We start from the raw sequence: 18,117 nt of genomic DNA, 5'->3' as shown, positions 1-18,117 counted from the left end.
AACGTATAACGCGGATTTGTAGTGGATTTAAGAGTTTTCCTTGCGAAAAGAAGAAGGATGAGCCTGATTCTCGTCACACTCATCCACTTCTTTGATTAACATTATTTTATTGCTAAGCTGACTTATTTAAACTCCGCATACTTAGCGGTCCAAGCAGCCTCCAGTTTTGCCAAACCGGTGTCTTCCGCCTTCTTCACAAACTCATTATAGGTATCTAAAGCGGCACCCTCGTTCTTGGCCATAACCATTTTAGGGTAGTACGCTTTGGAGAGCTCATTGAGCTTATTTTGGATAATCCCTTCTTCAGAAGTGGACAATGGATGAATAAGTCCCAATGCGATATCCGCTTCTTTGTGCGGCTTGACAATGCTCTCCAAGTTCTTTCTGTAATCTGTCTTCTCGGAATCGGTAAGTGCAGCCATTCTGCCATGGATATAGTCATCCGAGAAAGCAAAGTAGGTGGATACCCCTGTTTCCTTCTGATATTTGCTTCCGTCGGTTTCGTATAAGGTCTGGAATTCCGGAGTCCGTCTTGGTACTTGCTTCCCATCGATCTCCTTCATCTCCCAATGAACGCCCTTTACCCCATAAGCATCAAGCTCTCTACCTGTTTGAGAAGTCATAAAAGAGATGAATTTAGCCAGCCGTTCAGGGTCAGCGACTTTCTTGGAGATCAGCGTAGCTGTCCAACCAGAGCCATCTTTGAAATACTTACCATCCGGGAAATACGGTAGAGGCTCCCAGCCCACTTCCGGATTATCCTGAGTTTTGATCGTTTCGTTAAAATCATTCACGATCCCGGAGAATACGATCGTATCCCCTTTTTGTTTCTTAGCTTCTTTAATATCCTGCGCATCTACGAATGATTCAGAGGACATTAATCCATTCGTGTACATTTTATTCATGAACTTTACGAATTCAGTGAATTTCGGATTACGCACACCCGATGTGAGCTTTCCATCCGCGTTTACATCATATACATGGATGCCGAATTGGGTAGCAGGGAACATATAACCTTGAAATTCACCTGCTTTAAAGAAGGTCAGATCTTTGTTGAAAGCCCCGAAATACCAGCCGGTAAGCTTAGGAAACTTTTCCTTTGCTACTTTCACTGCATTAAAGAATCCGTCAGGCGTTGACATATCTGGTTTTCCGATTGCCTCATAAACATCACTTCTGATAGCGCTTACTCCATCACCTCCGCTAACCGTATTATAATCTGATTGTTGAAGGTCATATGGGGTAACGAGAAACGACGGGAAGAAATATTGCTTTCCATCCTTATAGTTGTAGTATTTAAAGACCTCTGGTTCACTCTGCTCCCTAATCTCAGGCGCATATTGATCAATAAAATCAGAAATCGGCAAAACCATGCCATTCTTGATCATTAAATCGATGGCGGGATCATCCTTGTTGGTTGTAATCAAATCAGGAATGTCACCGGAAGCAACCATCATATTTAGCTTGGTATTATCACCAGAAGTTGCTTTGCTTAATTCAATCTTTACATTGGCCTGCTTTTGAATTTCCTGACCGGAGGGCGAACTTGTCCAATCGACATTGAACCAGTCATAATTATAGAAATGCTTGATAACTAGAGGTTCCTGCGTCAATTCTTCCGAACCCGCAGTTGCTTCTGTACCCGTTGCTGGCTGACTTGAACTCTCCGCATCCTTATTCGATTGACACCCGCTAAAAACAACAGCCATCATTACTGCCATAAAGATTGACACAATCCTTTTTCCCTTACTCATCTTCTTTCCCCCTTTTTTTTGTGTGTATATCAAGGCAAGTGACCTAGATATCGAGCATTATCCTTTTACAGAGCCCACCATCATGCCCTGGACAAAATATTTCTGCAGGAATGGATACGCGAGAGCTACCGGAACGACGGACACAACCATAGTTGCATACTTCATGGAATCAATAATGTTAATATTCTGCTTACCGGCTCCGAGATAATTTGCAGCAATCGCGGCTCCTTCCGATTGACTGATGATCTGATAAAGAACCAGTTGCAGGGTGGCCAGGTCTGGTGAATTGGTGTAGTAGGCTGCATCAAACCATGAATTCCATTGCTGTACTCCATAGAACAACGACACGGTGGCCAGAATCGGCGCAGACAACGGAAGGAATATTTTCCAGAAAACACGCCAATCATTTGCACCGTCTATCTTGGCTGATTCCTCTAACGCATCGGGAATGGAGGAAAAAAAGTTAATAAACAAAATGGCATTAAAAAATGAATACAGGGAAGGTATGATATACACCAAGAAGGTATCAATTAATCCAAGTGAGTTGAGCAGCAGATAGGTTGGAATGATTCCACCAAAAAAATACATGGTGATTACACCCGTCCGGATATAGAAGCTTCTAAGGGCCAAGTATTTTTTAGATAAGGGGTAAGACACGCAAGCAGTAAACAATACGCTTGCAATTGTACCCAAAATCGTTCTCGCCCCTGTAATTAGGAAAGAATGAGCTAACTTGCTCTCTGTAAAAACAATCTTGAAATTCTCAAGTGTGAATTTTCTTGGAGATAAATAGATGAAGCCTTTTTCGGCGATGTCATTGGCATCATTCAAGGATATGATGAATGAGTAGTACAATGGATACAACGTTACCAGGGTGACAATCGACATAAGAATAAACAGAACTATGTTGATGACTTTGTCTTCTGTATTTCCCTTCATTTCCTTCGCTCCTGACGGTTCACTTTATACGGGAATTTGCTTGTTAATATAAACTGGTGTTTGTTAACTTACGGCTGACTGCATTTGCTCCACTGAACAGCACAAACGATAACAATGATAAGATTAACCCTGCAGCAATAGCATAAGAGAAGCGACCTTGGGAAAGCCCCATATTTACGATATAGGTTTCCAAAATCATGGAATTGTCATAATTGAGCGAATTCCCAAAGAGTAGAGATTGCTGCAGATTTGATCCGGAGAGTCCTCCGTAAATCATGCTTCCAATACTAAGGATAACTACCATCATAATTGTGGATTTAATGGACGGAATAGTGATGCTAATCATTCTTCTGATGCGACTTGCTCCATCCACCACAGCAGATTCATATTGTTCTACAGGAATCGCAGCAATGGCAGCGAGATATATAATCGCCCACCACCCGGTCTCTTTCCAGGTGTCAATAATTGCCATCCAGATCCAGAAGCCTCCGGGAGAATTCAGATGAGCTTGGGGCTCATTGGTGAAACCAAGCGACATCAGTACATGATTGACAATGCCATCGGTGTTGAGCCACATAATAAACAGTCCTGCAACAACTACCCACGAGATAAAGTGCGGAAGATAACTCGCCGTCTGAACGATTTTTTTCAGGGTCATATTCTTGATTTCGTTAAGCATTAAGGCAAACAAAATCGGCATGATGATGGCAAAAACCGTCTTCGTTAAACTTAACCCGAACATGTTTCTTACCGAATTCCAGAACAACTCATCGTGAAACAGTTCTTTAAAGTGCGCGAAGCCTACAAATGGACTCTTTAGAATTCCCAGAAAAGGATTATAATCAAAAAATGCTGCAAAAAGTCCGACCATAGGGATGTAGCAAAAAACAATTAGCCATATAAGACCAGGTAGCACCATAAGTTGAAGATATTTCTGTTGCCTTAGCGAATTTCCGATTCGTGAAAGCTTTATTTTTTTCCCTGCTTCATTTGACATTGTAGCTTCCTCTTCTTTTTCGTTTTGTAAAGCTCGGCCGGCCTACCAACCCTGTTACAAACCTTATTATAAAGGGGATTAAAATTCCGAAACACAGATAAAATATACATAAGGTGCAATATTTATAGGTCTTTGCCCTTGGAAGGAAAAAGACACTAGCGTGAGCTAGTGTCTTTTAACCAGGGTACATTCGGTTAGTAATTTTTTTTTCGAGGATTCATTGCATTCCTGCCTCTGCTGGAAGCGAATTATTTCTTGTCCCCACTGCTTTAATCACGAAATTGTAGGCTTTAGCAGAATCTATGCCGTTTAATGTATAGCTGTAACTCGTCTGACCACTTACTGTCGGCACATACACGCTCCAATTTGTGCTGACTTTATCATTTTTCTCATAAATCCGGTAACCTCGCACCGGCTCAGGGCTATTTGTTGGTGCTTTCCACGAAAGAACTGCACGGTTCCCTGACTGTCTTACTGCGCTTGGATTTTCGACAATGCCGGGTTTGACGTCAGTCCGCTTGATACTGTAAGCATCATAGACGGCAAGGGGTTTATCTTTAACTGCTGTGTAGGATGTAAATTTCAGCACATCGTTTGTAATGGAAACATCCACGAACATTTTCTTGTTGGGCTGATCGTTTTTTGCTGCAAAAAAAGTGTCTGCATCTGGATTAATAGCATAGAATTTCGAAGCAGCCGAGTTGCCCATTAGATACACAGTCCCTTTGGGATTCAGCACATTTCCTTGCTCATCGGTAATGACATTCTTAATCGGAACGTTGTTCAGCATTTGAAAAGACCTCATATACATATGGTCATGTCCCTCAAACACCATATCCACACCCAGCTCATCAAATACAGGAATCAGATATTTCCGGTAAAATTCTACCCGGTCGCTTTCTGCCGAAGCATTATCCCCTGAGGAATAAGCTCCCTTATGCATAGAGACGAATTTCCACTTCTTATCGGTCTTTGCCACCTGATTCCGCATCCATTCCAATTGCTTCGTGAACTGAATATCTGCTTTGTACGGCTTGACCTCTCCTTCGTACTGGGAATTGATTTGCATAAACAGTGCATCGCCGTATTCGAAAGCATATACAGACCCGTCATGAGCACCCGTCCCGACATCTTTTGGAAGATTAAAATGGTTATAGAAGTTATTATTCGGATAAATGGTTGCCGATAATCGGTGCAAATGGCACATTGGCAAATTCTTTTTTCGGCACACCCAAGAACCACTGCCACAGCTGCTCCAGATCACCATCATCCGTTAGATCCCCTGTAAGAAGAACAAACTTGGGATCTACCGTTTTCTCAATAGCTCGCTTAAAAGTATCCTGCCACAGATCGAAATTCGATTTACTTGAGCCTTGGGTGTCGGTCACGTAGAGGAAATGGAAATCCTGATTATCCACCTTGTCCGTGGTAAAAGAACCCGCCTCGCTCCAGCCGTCCGCATCACCGTTACCGGCCCGGTATATATACTTAGTTCCAGGATTGAGACCGCTTGTAATAACTTTGTGACTAGCGAACTTTTTATACTTCTTGGAACTTCTGTCTCCTGATGTCATTAAGGTTTCAATAACTGTTGAGCTGCCCTCATAAGATATTGCCAGTTGTTCCGGGAACTCACTTCCTCCCGCATTGGAGGCCTCCACCACTTGCACTACTGTACCTCTGACAGTTTCGGCTGTATACCAGTCAAAGGCAATACTTGTCTTTGGGTCCCCATTAAAAGTCATGTTCAGCAGAGTTGGTGTTTTGTTGCCGATATCCGGAGACTTCGTCTTAAAGCTCCAGGTAATATCGTTTTCCGGTGTCCGGCCATCCGTAGTCCCCTTAACAAGCTCTTTTGGGATGGTCACTTTATAAGTTTTGCCGGCAGTAAAATTAGGGTGGCTGACTTTAATCGAGTCTTGGCCGAGGAGCGAAGCAGTAACGTTGTTAAGAGGAACATTGTTTTCTGTGATTACAACTTGATAACCACTGTCGAGACTGATGGCTTTATTAAACTTCACAGTTATCTCTGCGTTAAGGGAAACATCTGCAGCCCCTGAAGCGGGAGTTTTGCTTACCTCAAGTGTGGGAGTATCCCCAGGTTCGCCGCTGCTACGTGTTCCTATAATTACCACATCTTTGATTCTGCTTGAGCCTGAGCTGGATACCGTTCCCCCGCTTACGCTTTTCGTAGAGTTAACCACCCAGCGGATATAGAGTACATCTTGATTGTTAGTTCCCGCAGGCAATGCGAGGTTCGTTAATTTGCAGGAATTATTGGAACAATTAAAATTGTTCTGGGCTAGAACAAGGTTGCCGCCCGCAACATCTGTCCATTCCTGCTGATCTATACTGTATTGCACCTTAAAATCCCTAGGTCCTGTACTTGAAGAAGTTTGCTGTGAAGAGAGGAAGATACCTTCGAAGCCTTGGGTAGAAAGCGTGGCAAGCCAGTATTTAGTGCCCGTTCCTTCATGCCAGCCCTGGTTGCGTACGCTGTTCTCACTGGGCTCATAGGTGTATGCATCCGTATTTGTTCCTATATCACGAATGGATGAAGCCGTTTGATATACCCCGCCTGTAGCCGGAAATACTCCGTTCTCGCCTTTGTCTTTAAAAATCCACTGGGCAATCGTTTCCTGAGCTGCAGTTACTTCGCTTGATAGATCTTCCTCATTTCCCTCCCTTCCTGCTGAAACAAAACCGGTCAACTCCATGGCAAGCAGCAAACCTATAACCATTAGACTGATTACCTTGGGAAATCTGTTTTTGAGATAAGATTGGTGGTTATCCATTCGACCCATCTCCCTCTTCATTAATCTCACTTATCATCGAACCGCCGTCACCGAGAAGAACGGCGGTTCTGTCTACCCTTACAATCCTCTTATTGAAGTTCCCAGTCGGTGACTTGAAGGATTGCCGAATCTGCACCCTTCAGGTCTGTCTCTCCCATGTTGAGCAAATTGCTCCACTGCTTCACACGGTTCTTGCCGTTAGGCGGGGAGTTGTACTCATTAGTATCCACAATCTTGGTCCGTTCTTTATAGAATTTGGTCATGAAAGTCTTCTCATCCGTGCTGCTTCCTGATTTACCCAAAAGCCCTTGAAGAGTCTCGGAACCGCCGGTAGCTCCATGGTTCAGCGCTGCATCCACGAAGGAACCAATAGTTAATGCCGAGTTAAAGCCGCGATTGCGGGCCTGTTCCACACTGTATTTAATGTAGATATTGTAGAACGTTTTCCACATAGCCTCTCTCCACTCGGGATCATTTTGCAAATTGCCGATTTTTCTGCAGAAGCTCTCTTCGCTTTCATTGATTTCGAGGATCTTCCCTTTCATCGCACCCTTGACACCTATCCGGGCCAATGCGCCTTTAACCGAAGGATTACTCGCGCCTTTGGCAGCATCATATGCCTTGAACAGATCCGGACCGTCGGGACCGGTATCATTTGAGCCACCTGTAGTCGCACCGAATATTCCAATCGTATACCCGCGGTCATCATCAATATCTTCACAATATCCGTAAAAATTGATCCAGTTCAGATCGTCCTGCTCCGGTTTGTTGACAAGCATCATAATATTGTTCCACTGCTCACCATCCAGACCTGTGTTGTCGCGCAAGAATTGAAGTGTTGCCGGTGAGAAATTAGAATCAGGGTTCCCTGCCGCATAACTTTTCTGTTGAGATGCACTGGACAGATAGCCATAAGAAAAAATCATTGAAAAACTGAGCAGGATCAACAATGAAAATTTCATCTTCTTGGAAACCTTACTATTCGTTGAATTAAGCACCGCAATCTCTCCTTTGATTAAATAGTTTAAGCGCTTTAACTTTGAGTGGCAGCGAACCTTATCCCCAACCTAGCTGAGCATGACAACCCTCCTTTTTCCAACACTTGGTAATTCAATTTAAGCTTATCTCAAAAAGTTTGTCCAAACAGCACGTATTTTCTTGTAATTATTATTTTTTATACATATATTGCTATAACCCCTAGATTAAGTCTACAATCCTCTTAGGAGGTGCTGAATGAAACCGGTATTTTATGAGTCTACTCTTTTTGAGATCAGCCGCAAGAAACAGGTATACACCAGCATGCCTTCAAGACACTATCATGATGCATATGAGATTCTGTATTTAATATCCGGGGATTTTTATTATTTTATAGGGGACAGAACCTACCAGGTTGCGGGCGGTACGTTGCTATTTATGGATATTCACGAAATGCACAAACTGGTTAATTCCGGCTGCAATATGTATGAACGGGTTACACTGCTGTTTAAAAAAGAATTCCTGCAGCATTTTTGTACCGGTGGTCAAAGTGAGGAACTGCTCGAATTGTTCAAAAGTGATTACCGCGCTTTGAAGATGACCGGTATAGATCAGTATTTCATCGAACAGCTTTTTCAGAAGATGATTCAGGAGGGGAAGAAACAAGCCCGCGGATATGAACAGTACCAACAACTATTATTGGTGGAGTTGCTCCTCTATCTTAATCGTAAACTATTCGACAGCCGTGTTGCTCCAATGGTGGAATCCAATCGTACACACAAGAAAGTCCTGGACATCGTTAATTATGTAAATCAACATTATATGGAACCGCTTAAGCTCTGTGAGATTTCACAGAAATTCGACATAAGCTCTTCCTACTTATGCCGAACTTTTAAAGAAGCCACCGGGTTCAGCTTCATTGAATATATCAATAACATCCGCATTAAAGAAGCGCGTGATTTGCTGGTTGGCTCTTCTTTTAATGTTACTGAAATTGCGGGAATGGTTGGGTTTGATAACACCTCCCATTTTGGACGAACCTTCAAATTATTGATGGGCATCTCGCCGCTCTGCTTCCGCAAACAATTTAAGTCTTAACAGCAAAAACACTGGAATACATCAAGACATTTCGTCAAGACGAACAAATTGCAGGTTTCTTGCCTGCAGTTGGTTTAGCACTTCCTCTAAAGCTTGCAGCATAAAATAAGGAGCATGCCGGTCCGCGCCCACAGTCTCACCACTGTCGTGAAGTAGGACAACGGAGCCATCGGTGATTCCACCTAACAGAGTGGCCTGCATCCGGGTTTGACAGACCCGGGTGTTCCAGTCGCCTGCCTTCAGCGACCATAGAACAATTCGATACTGTTTGTATCGAAAGAAATCAAATAGATTGATTAATCCCCAGGGTGGACGGTAATGATTGGGTCGGGTTCCGACAATAGACTCTATAATATCAGCAGAGCGGTCCAGATGTTCTCGCCTAATAGTACGGGGCAGCATCAGCCAGTTAGAGGTATGACAATAATTATGGATGCCAATCTGATGGCCTTCCCGATCCATTCTTCTGATCAGGTCTGGATACTGCTCCGCTCTCGATCCTAGCACGAAAAAAGTAGCCTTCACTTGATGCAACTTCAATAAATCCAGCAATATCGGCGTATATTTCGGATGTGGCCCATCGTCAAAAGTGAATGCCACCTGTTTTTTTACCGTTCCTTTGCGAAAGACACCAAAGCCGCTCACTCGCGTAATCAAACTCGGAATAAACATGTAAAGAGTGGCGGTACATAGTATCCCTCCTATTAAATATGTAAGAATAATTACACCTCCATATAACAAGCTTAAGACTTATCCAGAATAGTTCTGTCCGGGTGAGAACCGACTCTTCAGTGAGGCCCGTGAATGAATCAGTAGCATCGGGACCAGTTGTTCGGTTCGCCGACTGATTCTTTGTCTCCCTTCCGGATGCATGGCAGACAGCAGCAATCGAAGATAAATGGTGGTGATGCGTTCAAAAACACCGGACTTTATATTTTGTTGTTCAAAACCAAGACCGTGTGTTAATCCCCGATGGAGCAGTGTAATCCCCAATAAAGCCTTGACCTGCCTGAACTCGGACTGCGATTCGAAGGCTTCATTGATTTGCTGCATTGATTTACGCAGCATGCGAGCCGTTTGGAGTGCAGCACGATCCGATCCTTCGGACTGGATCAACTTCAGGATGCTTCCATTATCGAGGTGGAGCTCTCCCACCCACTCCCCCTGGTTGATGACCGTGGCGTCCTGGCATACAATTGGCTGTCCCCGGTGTTTTTTTAGCATCACTGTACATATACCAAAACTCGACTTATGCGATCCGCGAAAATGTGAAAGCAACGCAAAAGCTTTTTCCCACATCATCCAGACGGATTGCACTGTGGTTTTACGTATTTTGAAACCCAACTCATCCACCATCCTTAATACGGTTATAGTATCTCATTTCATACATTGTACATAACGGAACTTTCTTTTTTCTTATCCGATTCTTACAAAAATCTTAAGACTGTTCGACTGCAACAAGGAACATAATGAATCACATTTAATCTTTTTTAACATCTACTTCTATTTGACGTTATTCACCGGGAATTCTCTGCGCGTATATCAAATTTTTATACAACTATTTTCATTAGGACATAAGCTTCTCCAGACCACATTGCGGGTCCCATGTGACTTCAAAGTAAAAAGGTAACTTCAAATGAAGTTACCTTGAATAAAGAATCGTTATGATGTCATTTCATCGTTTTTTGTTTATTGATCACAAATTTACTAGCTGTTTAACTCCCCTGCTTCCTCATGATGAATAAGACATGCTGCTATCAACCCAATGCACAGAATACATTCCAATAGAAGAAATGTAATTAAATAACTTGCATGATTCATCAATTGAAGCGAGATAATCGGACCAAAGCTTGTGCCTGTAAACAATATAAAAGTATATACAGATACAGCTATCCCGCGCATCTTGCCGCCCACTTGCCCAACAAGCGAAACAAGTGAAGGAACGGCTAGTGCGATCCCCCCACAAAAAGGATGCTCATCACAATAAGTAGCGGCAGATTAGAAATCATCCCCATAGACGCCAAACCAATGATCGCTAGCAGCAATCCACCGCGAAGCGTTATACCTACGCCGACATGCTTGGATATTTTTCCAGCCAATGGAGAAACAAGCATAAGGCAGAGTTACCTAACATCATGTATTATTGCTTTCCATTAACGTACCTATTCTTGCCACACCACTCTTGAGCGCCGCTCGAATAACCGCTTCCCGGATACGTTCCACTACCCGTGGATCAAACGCATTCGGCATAATATAAGTTTCATGAAGATCACTGGCGTCAATTACTGAAGATATCGCCTCTGCAGCAGCCAGTTTCATATCTTCATTGATTTCAGTGGCGCCACAGTCAAGGGCTCCACGAAAAATACCGGGAAAACAGAGAACATTATTGATTTGGTTAGGAAAATCGGAGCGCCCTGTCGCCATAACCTTGACGTAAGGCGCGGCAATTTCAGGATCAATCTCCGGAGTAGGATTGGCCATGGCAAATACAATCGGATCAGCAGCCATTCTTTTTACATCACCTAGCTTTAAGGCACCTGGGGCGGATAGTCCGATAAATACATCAGCACCCTGAATAACTTCAGATAAGGAACCTTTCTCCAGATGAGGATTTGTAATTAGTGCAAACTCGCTCCAATGCGATTTATCGTAATGGACAGCACGGTTAATTGCACCCTGGCGGTCCACACCGATCAAATTTACAGCACCGGCATGCAGGAGCATCTTGGATACGGCGATACCGGCGGCTCCAATACCGTTCACCACTATCTTCACATTCTTAATGTTCTTGTTGCATACTCTTAACGCATTCAAAATTCCAGCCAGTACCACAATCGCCGTTCCATGCTGATCGTCGTGGAAGACTGGAATATCGAGCTCCTGCTTAAGTCTCGCTTCAATCTCAAAGCAACGAGGCGAAGAAATATCTTCGAGATTAATGCCTCCGAAGGTAGGGGCGATTGCTTTGACAATCGCGATAATTTCCTCGGTATCTTTTGTATCCAGGCAGATTGGGAAAGCGTCCACATCTGCAAACTGTTTGAACAACGCTGCTTTGCCTTCCATGACCGGCATGGCTGCTTTGGGACCGATATCGCCAAGTCCAAGTACAGCTGTTCCATCACTAACGACAGCCACCGAATTTTTCTTAATCGTATATTCGTATGCTTTATCTTGGTCTGCGGCGATAGCCTGACACACTTTAGCTACTCCGGGTGTATATACCTTGGATAAATCCTCCATGCTTCGAATAGGGTTCTTCAAGCCGGTCTCCAGCTTGCCGCCAACATGCATCTTCATTACTTCATCCATTATTTTCATTACTGTTCCTCCTGTTAATTGCAATATATTTTTCTCTATAAGCTTTCTGGATGTATGCTTGACATCCTAATCAGCTCCAAAACCGCAATAGAATAGTTGCCACAATAACAGTGCTGACGCCACCGATCCGGGTGGAGATCTGGGCAAATGGCATGAGCTGCATACGATTGGAGGCAGAGAGAATGGCTACATCTCCGGTTCCACCCAAGCCGCTATGGCAGACGGTTACAATTGCCGCATCGACAGGGTACATATTGATTTTTCTTCCCACAAAATAGCCGGAAACCACCATGCTGAAGACGATGGCGAGGCAGGTCAGCACATAAGGTAGAGAGATAATGGCAGCTACATCCTTCAGAGGAACGTATAGCATGCCCAAACCTACCATGAGCGGCCATGTCAGGTTACCAGCAACGAACTTATACAACTGGTAAGCCCCATTTTCGAATCTTTCGGGAAGCGCCTTGACACATTTGATCAGTACAGCCATCAGAATCATGACAATCGGTCCGGGTATCCCTACATAATCTGCAAGCAATGCCCCAACAATGAAGAAACTGCATGCGATCAGAAGTCCCGCACCCATCATCATGAAATCTTTGGGTTTGTTATCCGGATTGTCATGCTGTAGATCGTCACCGGATTTGACTAGTGTACCGTTACCGCTTAGATGGGGCTTTTTCTCACCCAGACGTTTCAGGAAGCCCGCCACAATGATGGCGAATACGTTGCCGATAATTGCCGACGGGATCATCTGCGATACGTAATAACCCGCTTCGTGTCCACCCAGAATGCTTGAGTATGCAATCGAGAGAGGAAGAATGCCTTCACCGATTCCACCGCCAAGGATCGGTACGATAATAAAGAAGAAAGTATGATACATGCTATAACCTGTGAGCGTTCCTACCAGTAGTCCGCCGAGAACCGCTGCAATCGTCCCGACGATCAGCGGGATGAAGATCCGCGTAATACCCGCTACCAATGTTTTGCGGTGCATGCCGAGCATACTGCCACTCACCAGGATGGAGATGTACAAGTACAGGAAGTTTGCCTCTTTCATCAATGTAGTGACAGCGTCTGTCACAGTAGAGTTGAACAAATTCAAGTAAATCAACAGGGATGGGATCATAAGGGCCATGATTGCGGGGCCGCCTATATTTTTCAACAAGGGAAGCTTCATACCGATATCACTCAGCAGAATACCCAGAACCATAATGACAGCGAACCCACCAATCATGTCATTCGGTAGCTTCCCCGCCACACTCGCAAGAAGAATGACCACTGCCAGAGCTAGATACACAGGGAGCGGAAAGACACCCACCTTAAATTGCTTACATTTTTGAATGAAGGTAGCCTTTTCTGGCAGGGGACCTTCCTTTCCTTTGGAAACAGGTGATGGAATCGTATTTTGCATTTTTCATTTCCTCCTAAACTCTTTTCTAGCCTTATAGTAGCGGAAATGAAAGCGCTTTTGTTTTTACGTAATTATTGATTGAATTATAAAAATTATTAAAGTAAGCGCTATCAAAAATAAGCAATCAAAAACCGCCGATTCCATATAAAACACGGAACCGGCGGCCCACTCCAAGAGGCTATATGAATTTAGAAATCACAGAACTGCCGCGGGAAGACATGCGATATCGCTGTACAGGTCTTCCTATGGTGCCATAGGTCAATTCACTGTTCAGCGCTCCCATATCCGCGAGGACGGCAAGATATTTCCCAACCGAAACCCGCGAGATTCCGGAACTAACTGCAATCTCTTCAGTGCTAAAGGAATTTGCATTATGGGTCTCCACCGCTTTCCAGACCGTCCGCAGTGTATGCCGGGTAAAGCCCTTGGATAAATCCTGAACGGCCGAGGGCTCTTTCCTATACCCGGTTAGCTTATCTAGTTCAGACTGATCCAAGGAATCCTGATTGCGGAACAGAAAATGCTGCTCCTTGTAGGCGGAAAGGGCTGCGAGAAAGCGTTGAAACTCAAACGGTTTGATAAGGTAATCGACTGCACCGTTCTGAAGCGCGTCTCGGATACTGTCCTTATCGCTCGCAGCTGAAATGATAATCACATCTATTCGTTTACTGCCTCGACGGAGAGCGGACAGCAGCTCCAATCCATTGCTCTCTTTCATGTAAATATCCAGCAGAATCAGCTCGAAAGACTCATCTGCCAATTTGATCAGAGCTTCACCCACTGATTTTGCCCAGCCTTTACACTGAAAACCTTCCACTTGCTCCAGATAGAATTTATTCATCTCGGCTACCATCGGATCATCTTCTACAATCAATACACTAATCATTGACCATCACTCTTTGCTCGATAGGGTAAACTAACCGTAAATCGAGTCCCTTCTCCCTTTCCTGTTTCACAAACAATCTTACCTCCCATAGCTTTAAGGCTCCGCTCAACCAGATACAAGCCGATGCCTCGGTCATTTCCTTTTGTCGAATACCCCTGTTGAAAAATAAGCGGCAATTTCTCATCTGGGATACCGCTTCCATTATCGCTAACCGTAACTATCAGCGTCTTATCCTGATATTGAAAGCTGAAATGAATATATTTGCTGCCTCTACCTTCCGGCGCTTCCATTGCATTATCCAAAAGATTACCGACTATCGTAATGAGTTGGCAGGAGCGTTCCGGATCGCTAGGCTCCGGCAGAACCCCATCCTCCAGAAGCACCAGTCGAACTCCGGCTTCTCTGGCCCGGCTCAGCTTACCCAATAGAAATCCCGCCATCACAGGGTCCTTCACTTGTCTCACCACCGTTCCCATCTCTGCCTGTGTTGTTGTGACAGTACTTGTTATATACGCCTCCAACCGATCATACCTTTTCATATGTGTTAATCCTAATATTACATGCAGCTTGTTCATAAACTCATGCGCCTGGGCACGCAATGCCTCAGCATATAAGGAGATGCCAGATAACCTTTCCATAAGTATGCTGATCTCCGTCTTATCACGGAATGTGGCAATTGCACCTTCTACAGCTCCCTTTACATGAATGGGAACCACGTTTGCCAGTAACGTAACACCGCTATGCTCCACCTCCAAGTCCTGGCTGGCTTCACCGGTTTTGAGCACTGTATTCATCCGCAGTGATGGCCAAAAGCTCTCTACCGACTGGTTCAAGGGATCATCCTGCATGCCAATGGCTGCAAGCAAACGCCTGGCTTCTGTATTAATCAAAGTAATACGTGACTCTTTATCAACGGCAATGACTCCCTCCCTAACTGACTGTAGCATGGAGTTACGCTCTTCCAAAAGCTTAGCAATAGCGGCCGGTTCCATGCCAAACATCATTTTTTTGATAACACGTGCCAGCAGAAATGCTCCCGCAGCCCCTATTAGACTGCCTATAAGCAATCCCCAATAAAGGATTCCCACGTTCTCTCTTATGGCAAGTCTGATGTTTCCCAGTGATATCCCTACTGCCACCGCTCCTAATTGTTTCCCACTTGCAGAGAAGACAGGTGAAAACGCTCTTACAGATGGGCCCAAAGAACCCTCGGCTTCCGAAATGCTTTCCTGCCCCTGCAAGACTGCGGCTTCGTCGCCACCGATAAAATGCTTACCAATTTTGTCCTTGTCCGGATGGGAATATCGGATCGCATTCATATCCATGACCACAACAAATTCCACATTGTTCAACAATCGGATTTCCTCAGTGTAGCTTTGCAATTCAGACGAGCTGCGTGATTTGTTTAACGCTTCAATAATTAGAGGGTTACGCGATAACGTACGGGAAATGATCACAGCCTTTTGTTCCAACGAGGATTTTGTTTGTGAGGAAACCTTTATACTAAATAGCACATAGACCACTAGCAGCATTATGATAAGAACTGCACCAATCATCAAAGTAATTGTTGTTTGCAGCCGAAGTGTGTGTTTGCCAATTTTCATCAGCTGTCCCTCCGGAAATTTTTCTTCATTCTAACGTATACGTGCAAGGCTGGCTATGACCTTATACGCTACACCGTTATTATAAAACAACAAACGCATGGCTAAGATGAGCCCAAGCGTTTGTTTGCCTAGCCGAAAAGAGGCAGGGGGATAACTTATTGTGCTTTTACGAATTCAGCGGATTTTATACCCGTTTGGCGGCCGAAAATAATGATTTCCGCAACGGAGTTACCACCGATCCGATTTTGACCATGCAAGCCTCCGGTAACTTCTCCTGCTGCAAAAAGGCCTGGAATCGGTTGTCCGTCTTTATTTAAAACTTCTGTGTTGGTGTTGATTTTCACGCCTCCCATCGTGTAGTGAATTCCCGGGCCGATTTGAATTGCATAATATGGCGCGCCGGACAAGTCATTGTCCATTCCGGTTGTTCTGCCGAAGTCGGCATCCTGTTTATTCGTCACCGCGCTGTTCCAGGTCTCTAGTGCAGTTTTCAACTGATCTGCCGGTACGTCCATTTTTGTTGCCAAAGCCTCGATCGAATCTCCTTCGATAACGAAGCCCATTTTTTCATATTGTTCAATCGCTTTAGCGCGAGATTTTACGCCGGAATCAAATACAAGAAACGCAGACTTCTCAGGAAGCTTATTGATTGCAGCGGTGACATTATCTCTTGTATCCAGTTCGTTTGTGAAACGTTTACCTACACTTGAAACCAGGATCGCTCCTTCCCCACGAACAGCCTCCCCAATGAGATAGGATTTTTCCTGCTGCACAGTCGGGTGAACTTGGATTTGATCCATATCGACTGTGGTACCGCCGAGCTTCTCAATCATCTTGATACCGTCACCGGTGCTGCCAGGCTGGTTGGTGGTAACGTACCCCTCCAAATCAGATCTGACTCCTGAAATCATGTCTAAATTGGCGCCGAAACCGCCGGTTGTCACCACGACAGCAGACGCTGTAATCGTTTTCTCTTCCGTTTGGTCAAAGATAACTTTGACGCCATTGACCTTACCGTCTTTTTCGGTAATTTCCTTGACATTGGCGTTCACAAAAAGGGGAATGCCTTGTTCTTGTACGTTTTTCACCAAGCCTTTGACAAGGTATTGTCCTACTGCAGAGCCATCTTCAGGACGGTGTGTGCGTTTTTCGTTCATCCCGCCTGTAATCGTGATATTATTCAATCTAATCCCGATAGAATCCAGCCAATCAATCGCACTTGCGGAATTGTCTACGAAGAAACGAAGCATCTCTTTATCGTTCGTATCATGGCCACCTTTTAAGGACTCTTCATAAAACAGATCATTGCTGTCTTCAATGCCTTGCTCTTTTTGGAATTTCGTTTCAGAAGCATTCATTCCCGAAGATGATTTTGTTGTATTTCCGCCGGCAACCGGCATTTTTTCAAAAATAACCGGGTTCATACCTTTTGCTCTCGCCTCAAGTGCAGCAGACATTCCGGCACCGCCTGCACCAATAATGATGATGTCATATTTATCTTTTAGTTGATCGTACGGTGTATAGCTAGCTTTGGATGCTCCCGAAACGGCTTCAGTTTCCTTTGTCTCGTTGATCTTGCTGGTGTTCTTGTTCCCGTTTCCATTGCTGCTGTTGCTGTTGCCACATCCTGTGATAACAAGCATGACTGAGAGAACGAGAATAAGAGCAGTGGTTACTTTTTTATTCATGTTATAGCTTTGCCCCCTTGTGAATATTTTTACAATCAGCTTAACGGCAAAGGCCCTGCTCTTGAAAGTTTATGTAACTAAAAAAAACGTTTTGTAACTAAATTAATCACTGCAATGTGTACGAAAGACCACCGGTTAGGGGCATGGCTCAAAAAAAGAAGAGCCTTTAGGCTCTCCTTCGTTTACAAGATCGCTTTCATCCGATTGTTTCTTGGATTATGCTCTACTTCCGCAAGACCCAATTCTTCGAGCAACGGTGGGATATACATTCCGAATCGCCCCCGAAGTCCCTTCTTTAATCCATACCAACCGCCGACAGGGTTTTCAGGTGAACGCCCCCATGCTTCAACGGTACCTTCTTTTGCTGGTTTTTGCTCATCAGCACTTCCTAACTCCATCCAATCACCATTTTGTATAAGCATGGCGTGCAGATCTTCAATACAGCGGTAGTCATAATGCAAAACCGTTTTCCCTACAGTGCAAACTATAATTTCTTTACCGTCTTTTTCGACCTTATACATTTCATACTCGGATGTTTGCGGTGGTGTCTTTAACTTCCAAGGATTTTCCTTGGTTCCTGTAGCTGTCGTCATATTTTCAACTCCCAAAGTAACTCACAAAATTAGTAAGTTCTACTCATTTT

Annotated in this window: 15 protein-coding genes and 1 pseudogene; 1 reads left to right on the top strand and 15 read right to left on the bottom strand. The window is 44.3% G+C overall.

Annotated features, from left to right (window positions below; translation table 11 throughout):
• Nucleotides 1-122 precede the first annotated feature (122 nt).
• From NSQ29_RS07215 to NSQ29_RS07190, 6 genes are all read right to left on the bottom strand, one after another.
• Nucleotides 123-1,754 (bottom strand): extracellular solute-binding protein, encoded by a 1,632-nt coding sequence (locus NSQ29_RS07215; protein WP_341124693.1) that lies wholly within the window; start codon nt 1,752-1,754, stop codon nt 123-125.
• Nucleotides 1,755-1,811: 57 nt separating this feature from the next.
• Nucleotides 1,812-2,693 carry a carbohydrate ABC transporter permease gene (locus NSQ29_RS07210; protein ID WP_076286512.1) on the bottom strand — a complete coding sequence of 294 codons (882 nt, stop codon included), beginning with the start codon at nt 2,691-2,693 and terminating at the stop codon, nt 1,812-1,814.
• Nucleotides 2,694-2,736: 43 nt separating this feature from the next.
• On the bottom strand, nt 2,737-3,690 hold the full coding sequence (locus NSQ29_RS07205; RefSeq protein ID WP_076286513.1) for an ABC transporter permease: 954 nt from the start codon (nt 3,688-3,690) through the stop codon (nt 2,737-2,739).
• Between the two features lie 217 nt (nt 3,691-3,907).
• On the bottom strand, nt 3,908-4,960 hold the full coding sequence (locus NSQ29_RS07200) for a fibronectin type III domain-containing protein (protein ID WP_341124692.1): 1,053 nt from the start codon (nt 4,958-4,960) through the stop codon (nt 3,908-3,910).
• Nucleotides 4,854-6,485: a fibronectin type III domain-containing protein gene (locus tag NSQ29_RS07195; RefSeq protein ID WP_341124691.1), complete on the bottom strand. Its 1,632-nt coding sequence runs from the start codon at nt 6,483-6,485 to the stop codon at nt 4,854-4,856. The genes NSQ29_RS07200 and NSQ29_RS07195 overlap by 107 nt, the downstream gene beginning before the upstream one ends.
• A gap of 89 nt (nt 6,486-6,574) precedes the next feature.
• The gene (locus NSQ29_RS07190; RefSeq protein WP_445739185.1) at nt 6,575-7,447 is read right to left on the bottom strand and encodes a chitosanase; all 873 of its coding nucleotides are present in this window, start codon (nt 7,445-7,447) and stop codon (nt 6,575-6,577) included.
• A 271-nt stretch (nt 7,448-7,718) separates the two neighbouring features.
• Here NSQ29_RS07190 and NSQ29_RS07185 point away from each other — a divergent pair, with 271 nt between their 5' ends.
• The gene (locus tag NSQ29_RS07185) at nt 7,719-8,558 is read left to right on the top strand and encodes an AraC family transcriptional regulator (RefSeq protein WP_042189655.1); all 840 of its coding nucleotides are present in this window, start codon (nt 7,719-7,721) and stop codon (nt 8,556-8,558) included.
• A gap of 21 nt (nt 8,559-8,579) precedes the next feature.
• Here NSQ29_RS07185 and NSQ29_RS07180 read toward each other — a convergent pair whose 3' ends face one another.
• From NSQ29_RS07180 to NSQ29_RS07140, 9 genes and pseudogenes are all read right to left on the bottom strand, one after another.
• Nucleotides 8,580-9,230, bottom strand: a complete 651-nt coding sequence (locus NSQ29_RS07180) for a polysaccharide deacetylase family protein (protein WP_197071321.1) — start codon at nt 9,228-9,230, stop codon at nt 8,580-8,582.
• A 78-nt stretch (nt 9,231-9,308) separates the two neighbouring features.
• The gene (locus tag NSQ29_RS07175; protein ID WP_042189657.1) at nt 9,309-9,914 is read right to left on the bottom strand and encodes a YkoP family protein; all 606 of its coding nucleotides are present in this window, start codon (nt 9,912-9,914) and stop codon (nt 9,309-9,311) included.
• 351 nt (nt 9,915-10,265) lie between these two features.
• Nucleotides 10,266-10,672 (bottom strand): annotated as a pseudogene (locus NSQ29_RS07170) (MFS transporter); the annotation flags it as partial.
• 19 nt (nt 10,673-10,691) lie between these two features.
• Entirely contained in the window at nt 10,692-11,882 is a 1,191-nt protein-coding gene (locus tag NSQ29_RS07165; RefSeq protein ID WP_341124689.1) for an NAD(P)-dependent malic enzyme, read from the bottom strand.
• A 70-nt stretch (nt 11,883-11,952) separates the two neighbouring features.
• Nucleotides 11,953-13,296, bottom strand: coding sequence for a 2-hydroxycarboxylate transporter family protein (locus NSQ29_RS07160; protein WP_445739157.1), 1,344 nt, complete (start codon nt 13,294-13,296; stop codon nt 11,953-11,955).
• 178 nt (nt 13,297-13,474) lie between these two features.
• On the bottom strand, nt 13,475-14,182 hold the full coding sequence (locus NSQ29_RS07155) for a response regulator (RefSeq protein ID WP_341053019.1): 708 nt from the start codon (nt 14,180-14,182) through the stop codon (nt 13,475-13,477).
• Entirely contained in the window at nt 14,179-15,786 is a 1,608-nt protein-coding gene (gene dcuS / locus NSQ29_RS07150; RefSeq protein WP_076286517.1) for a DcuS/MalK family sensor histidine kinase, read from the bottom strand. The genes NSQ29_RS07155 and dcuS overlap by 4 nt, the downstream gene beginning before the upstream one ends.
• Before the next feature lie 155 nt (nt 15,787-15,941).
• Entirely contained in the window at nt 15,942-17,474 is a 1,533-nt protein-coding gene (locus NSQ29_RS07145; protein WP_341124688.1) for a flavocytochrome c, read from the bottom strand.
• 182 nt (nt 17,475-17,656) lie between these two features.
• Nucleotides 17,657-18,067: a DUF6855 family protein gene (locus NSQ29_RS07140; protein ID WP_042189670.1), complete on the bottom strand. Its 411-nt coding sequence runs from the start codon at nt 18,065-18,067 to the stop codon at nt 17,657-17,659.
• Between the last annotated feature and the right edge of the window lie 50 nt (nt 18,068-18,117).

Origin of the sequence: Paenibacillus sp. FSL F4-0236 (assembly GCF_038000135.1) — a bacterium.
GTDB lineage: Bacteria > Bacillota > Bacilli > Paenibacillales > Paenibacillaceae > Paenibacillus_AQ.
The sequence above is the reverse complement of the archived record's forward strand: the minus strand, read 5'-3'. Positions and strand labels throughout refer to the sequence as shown.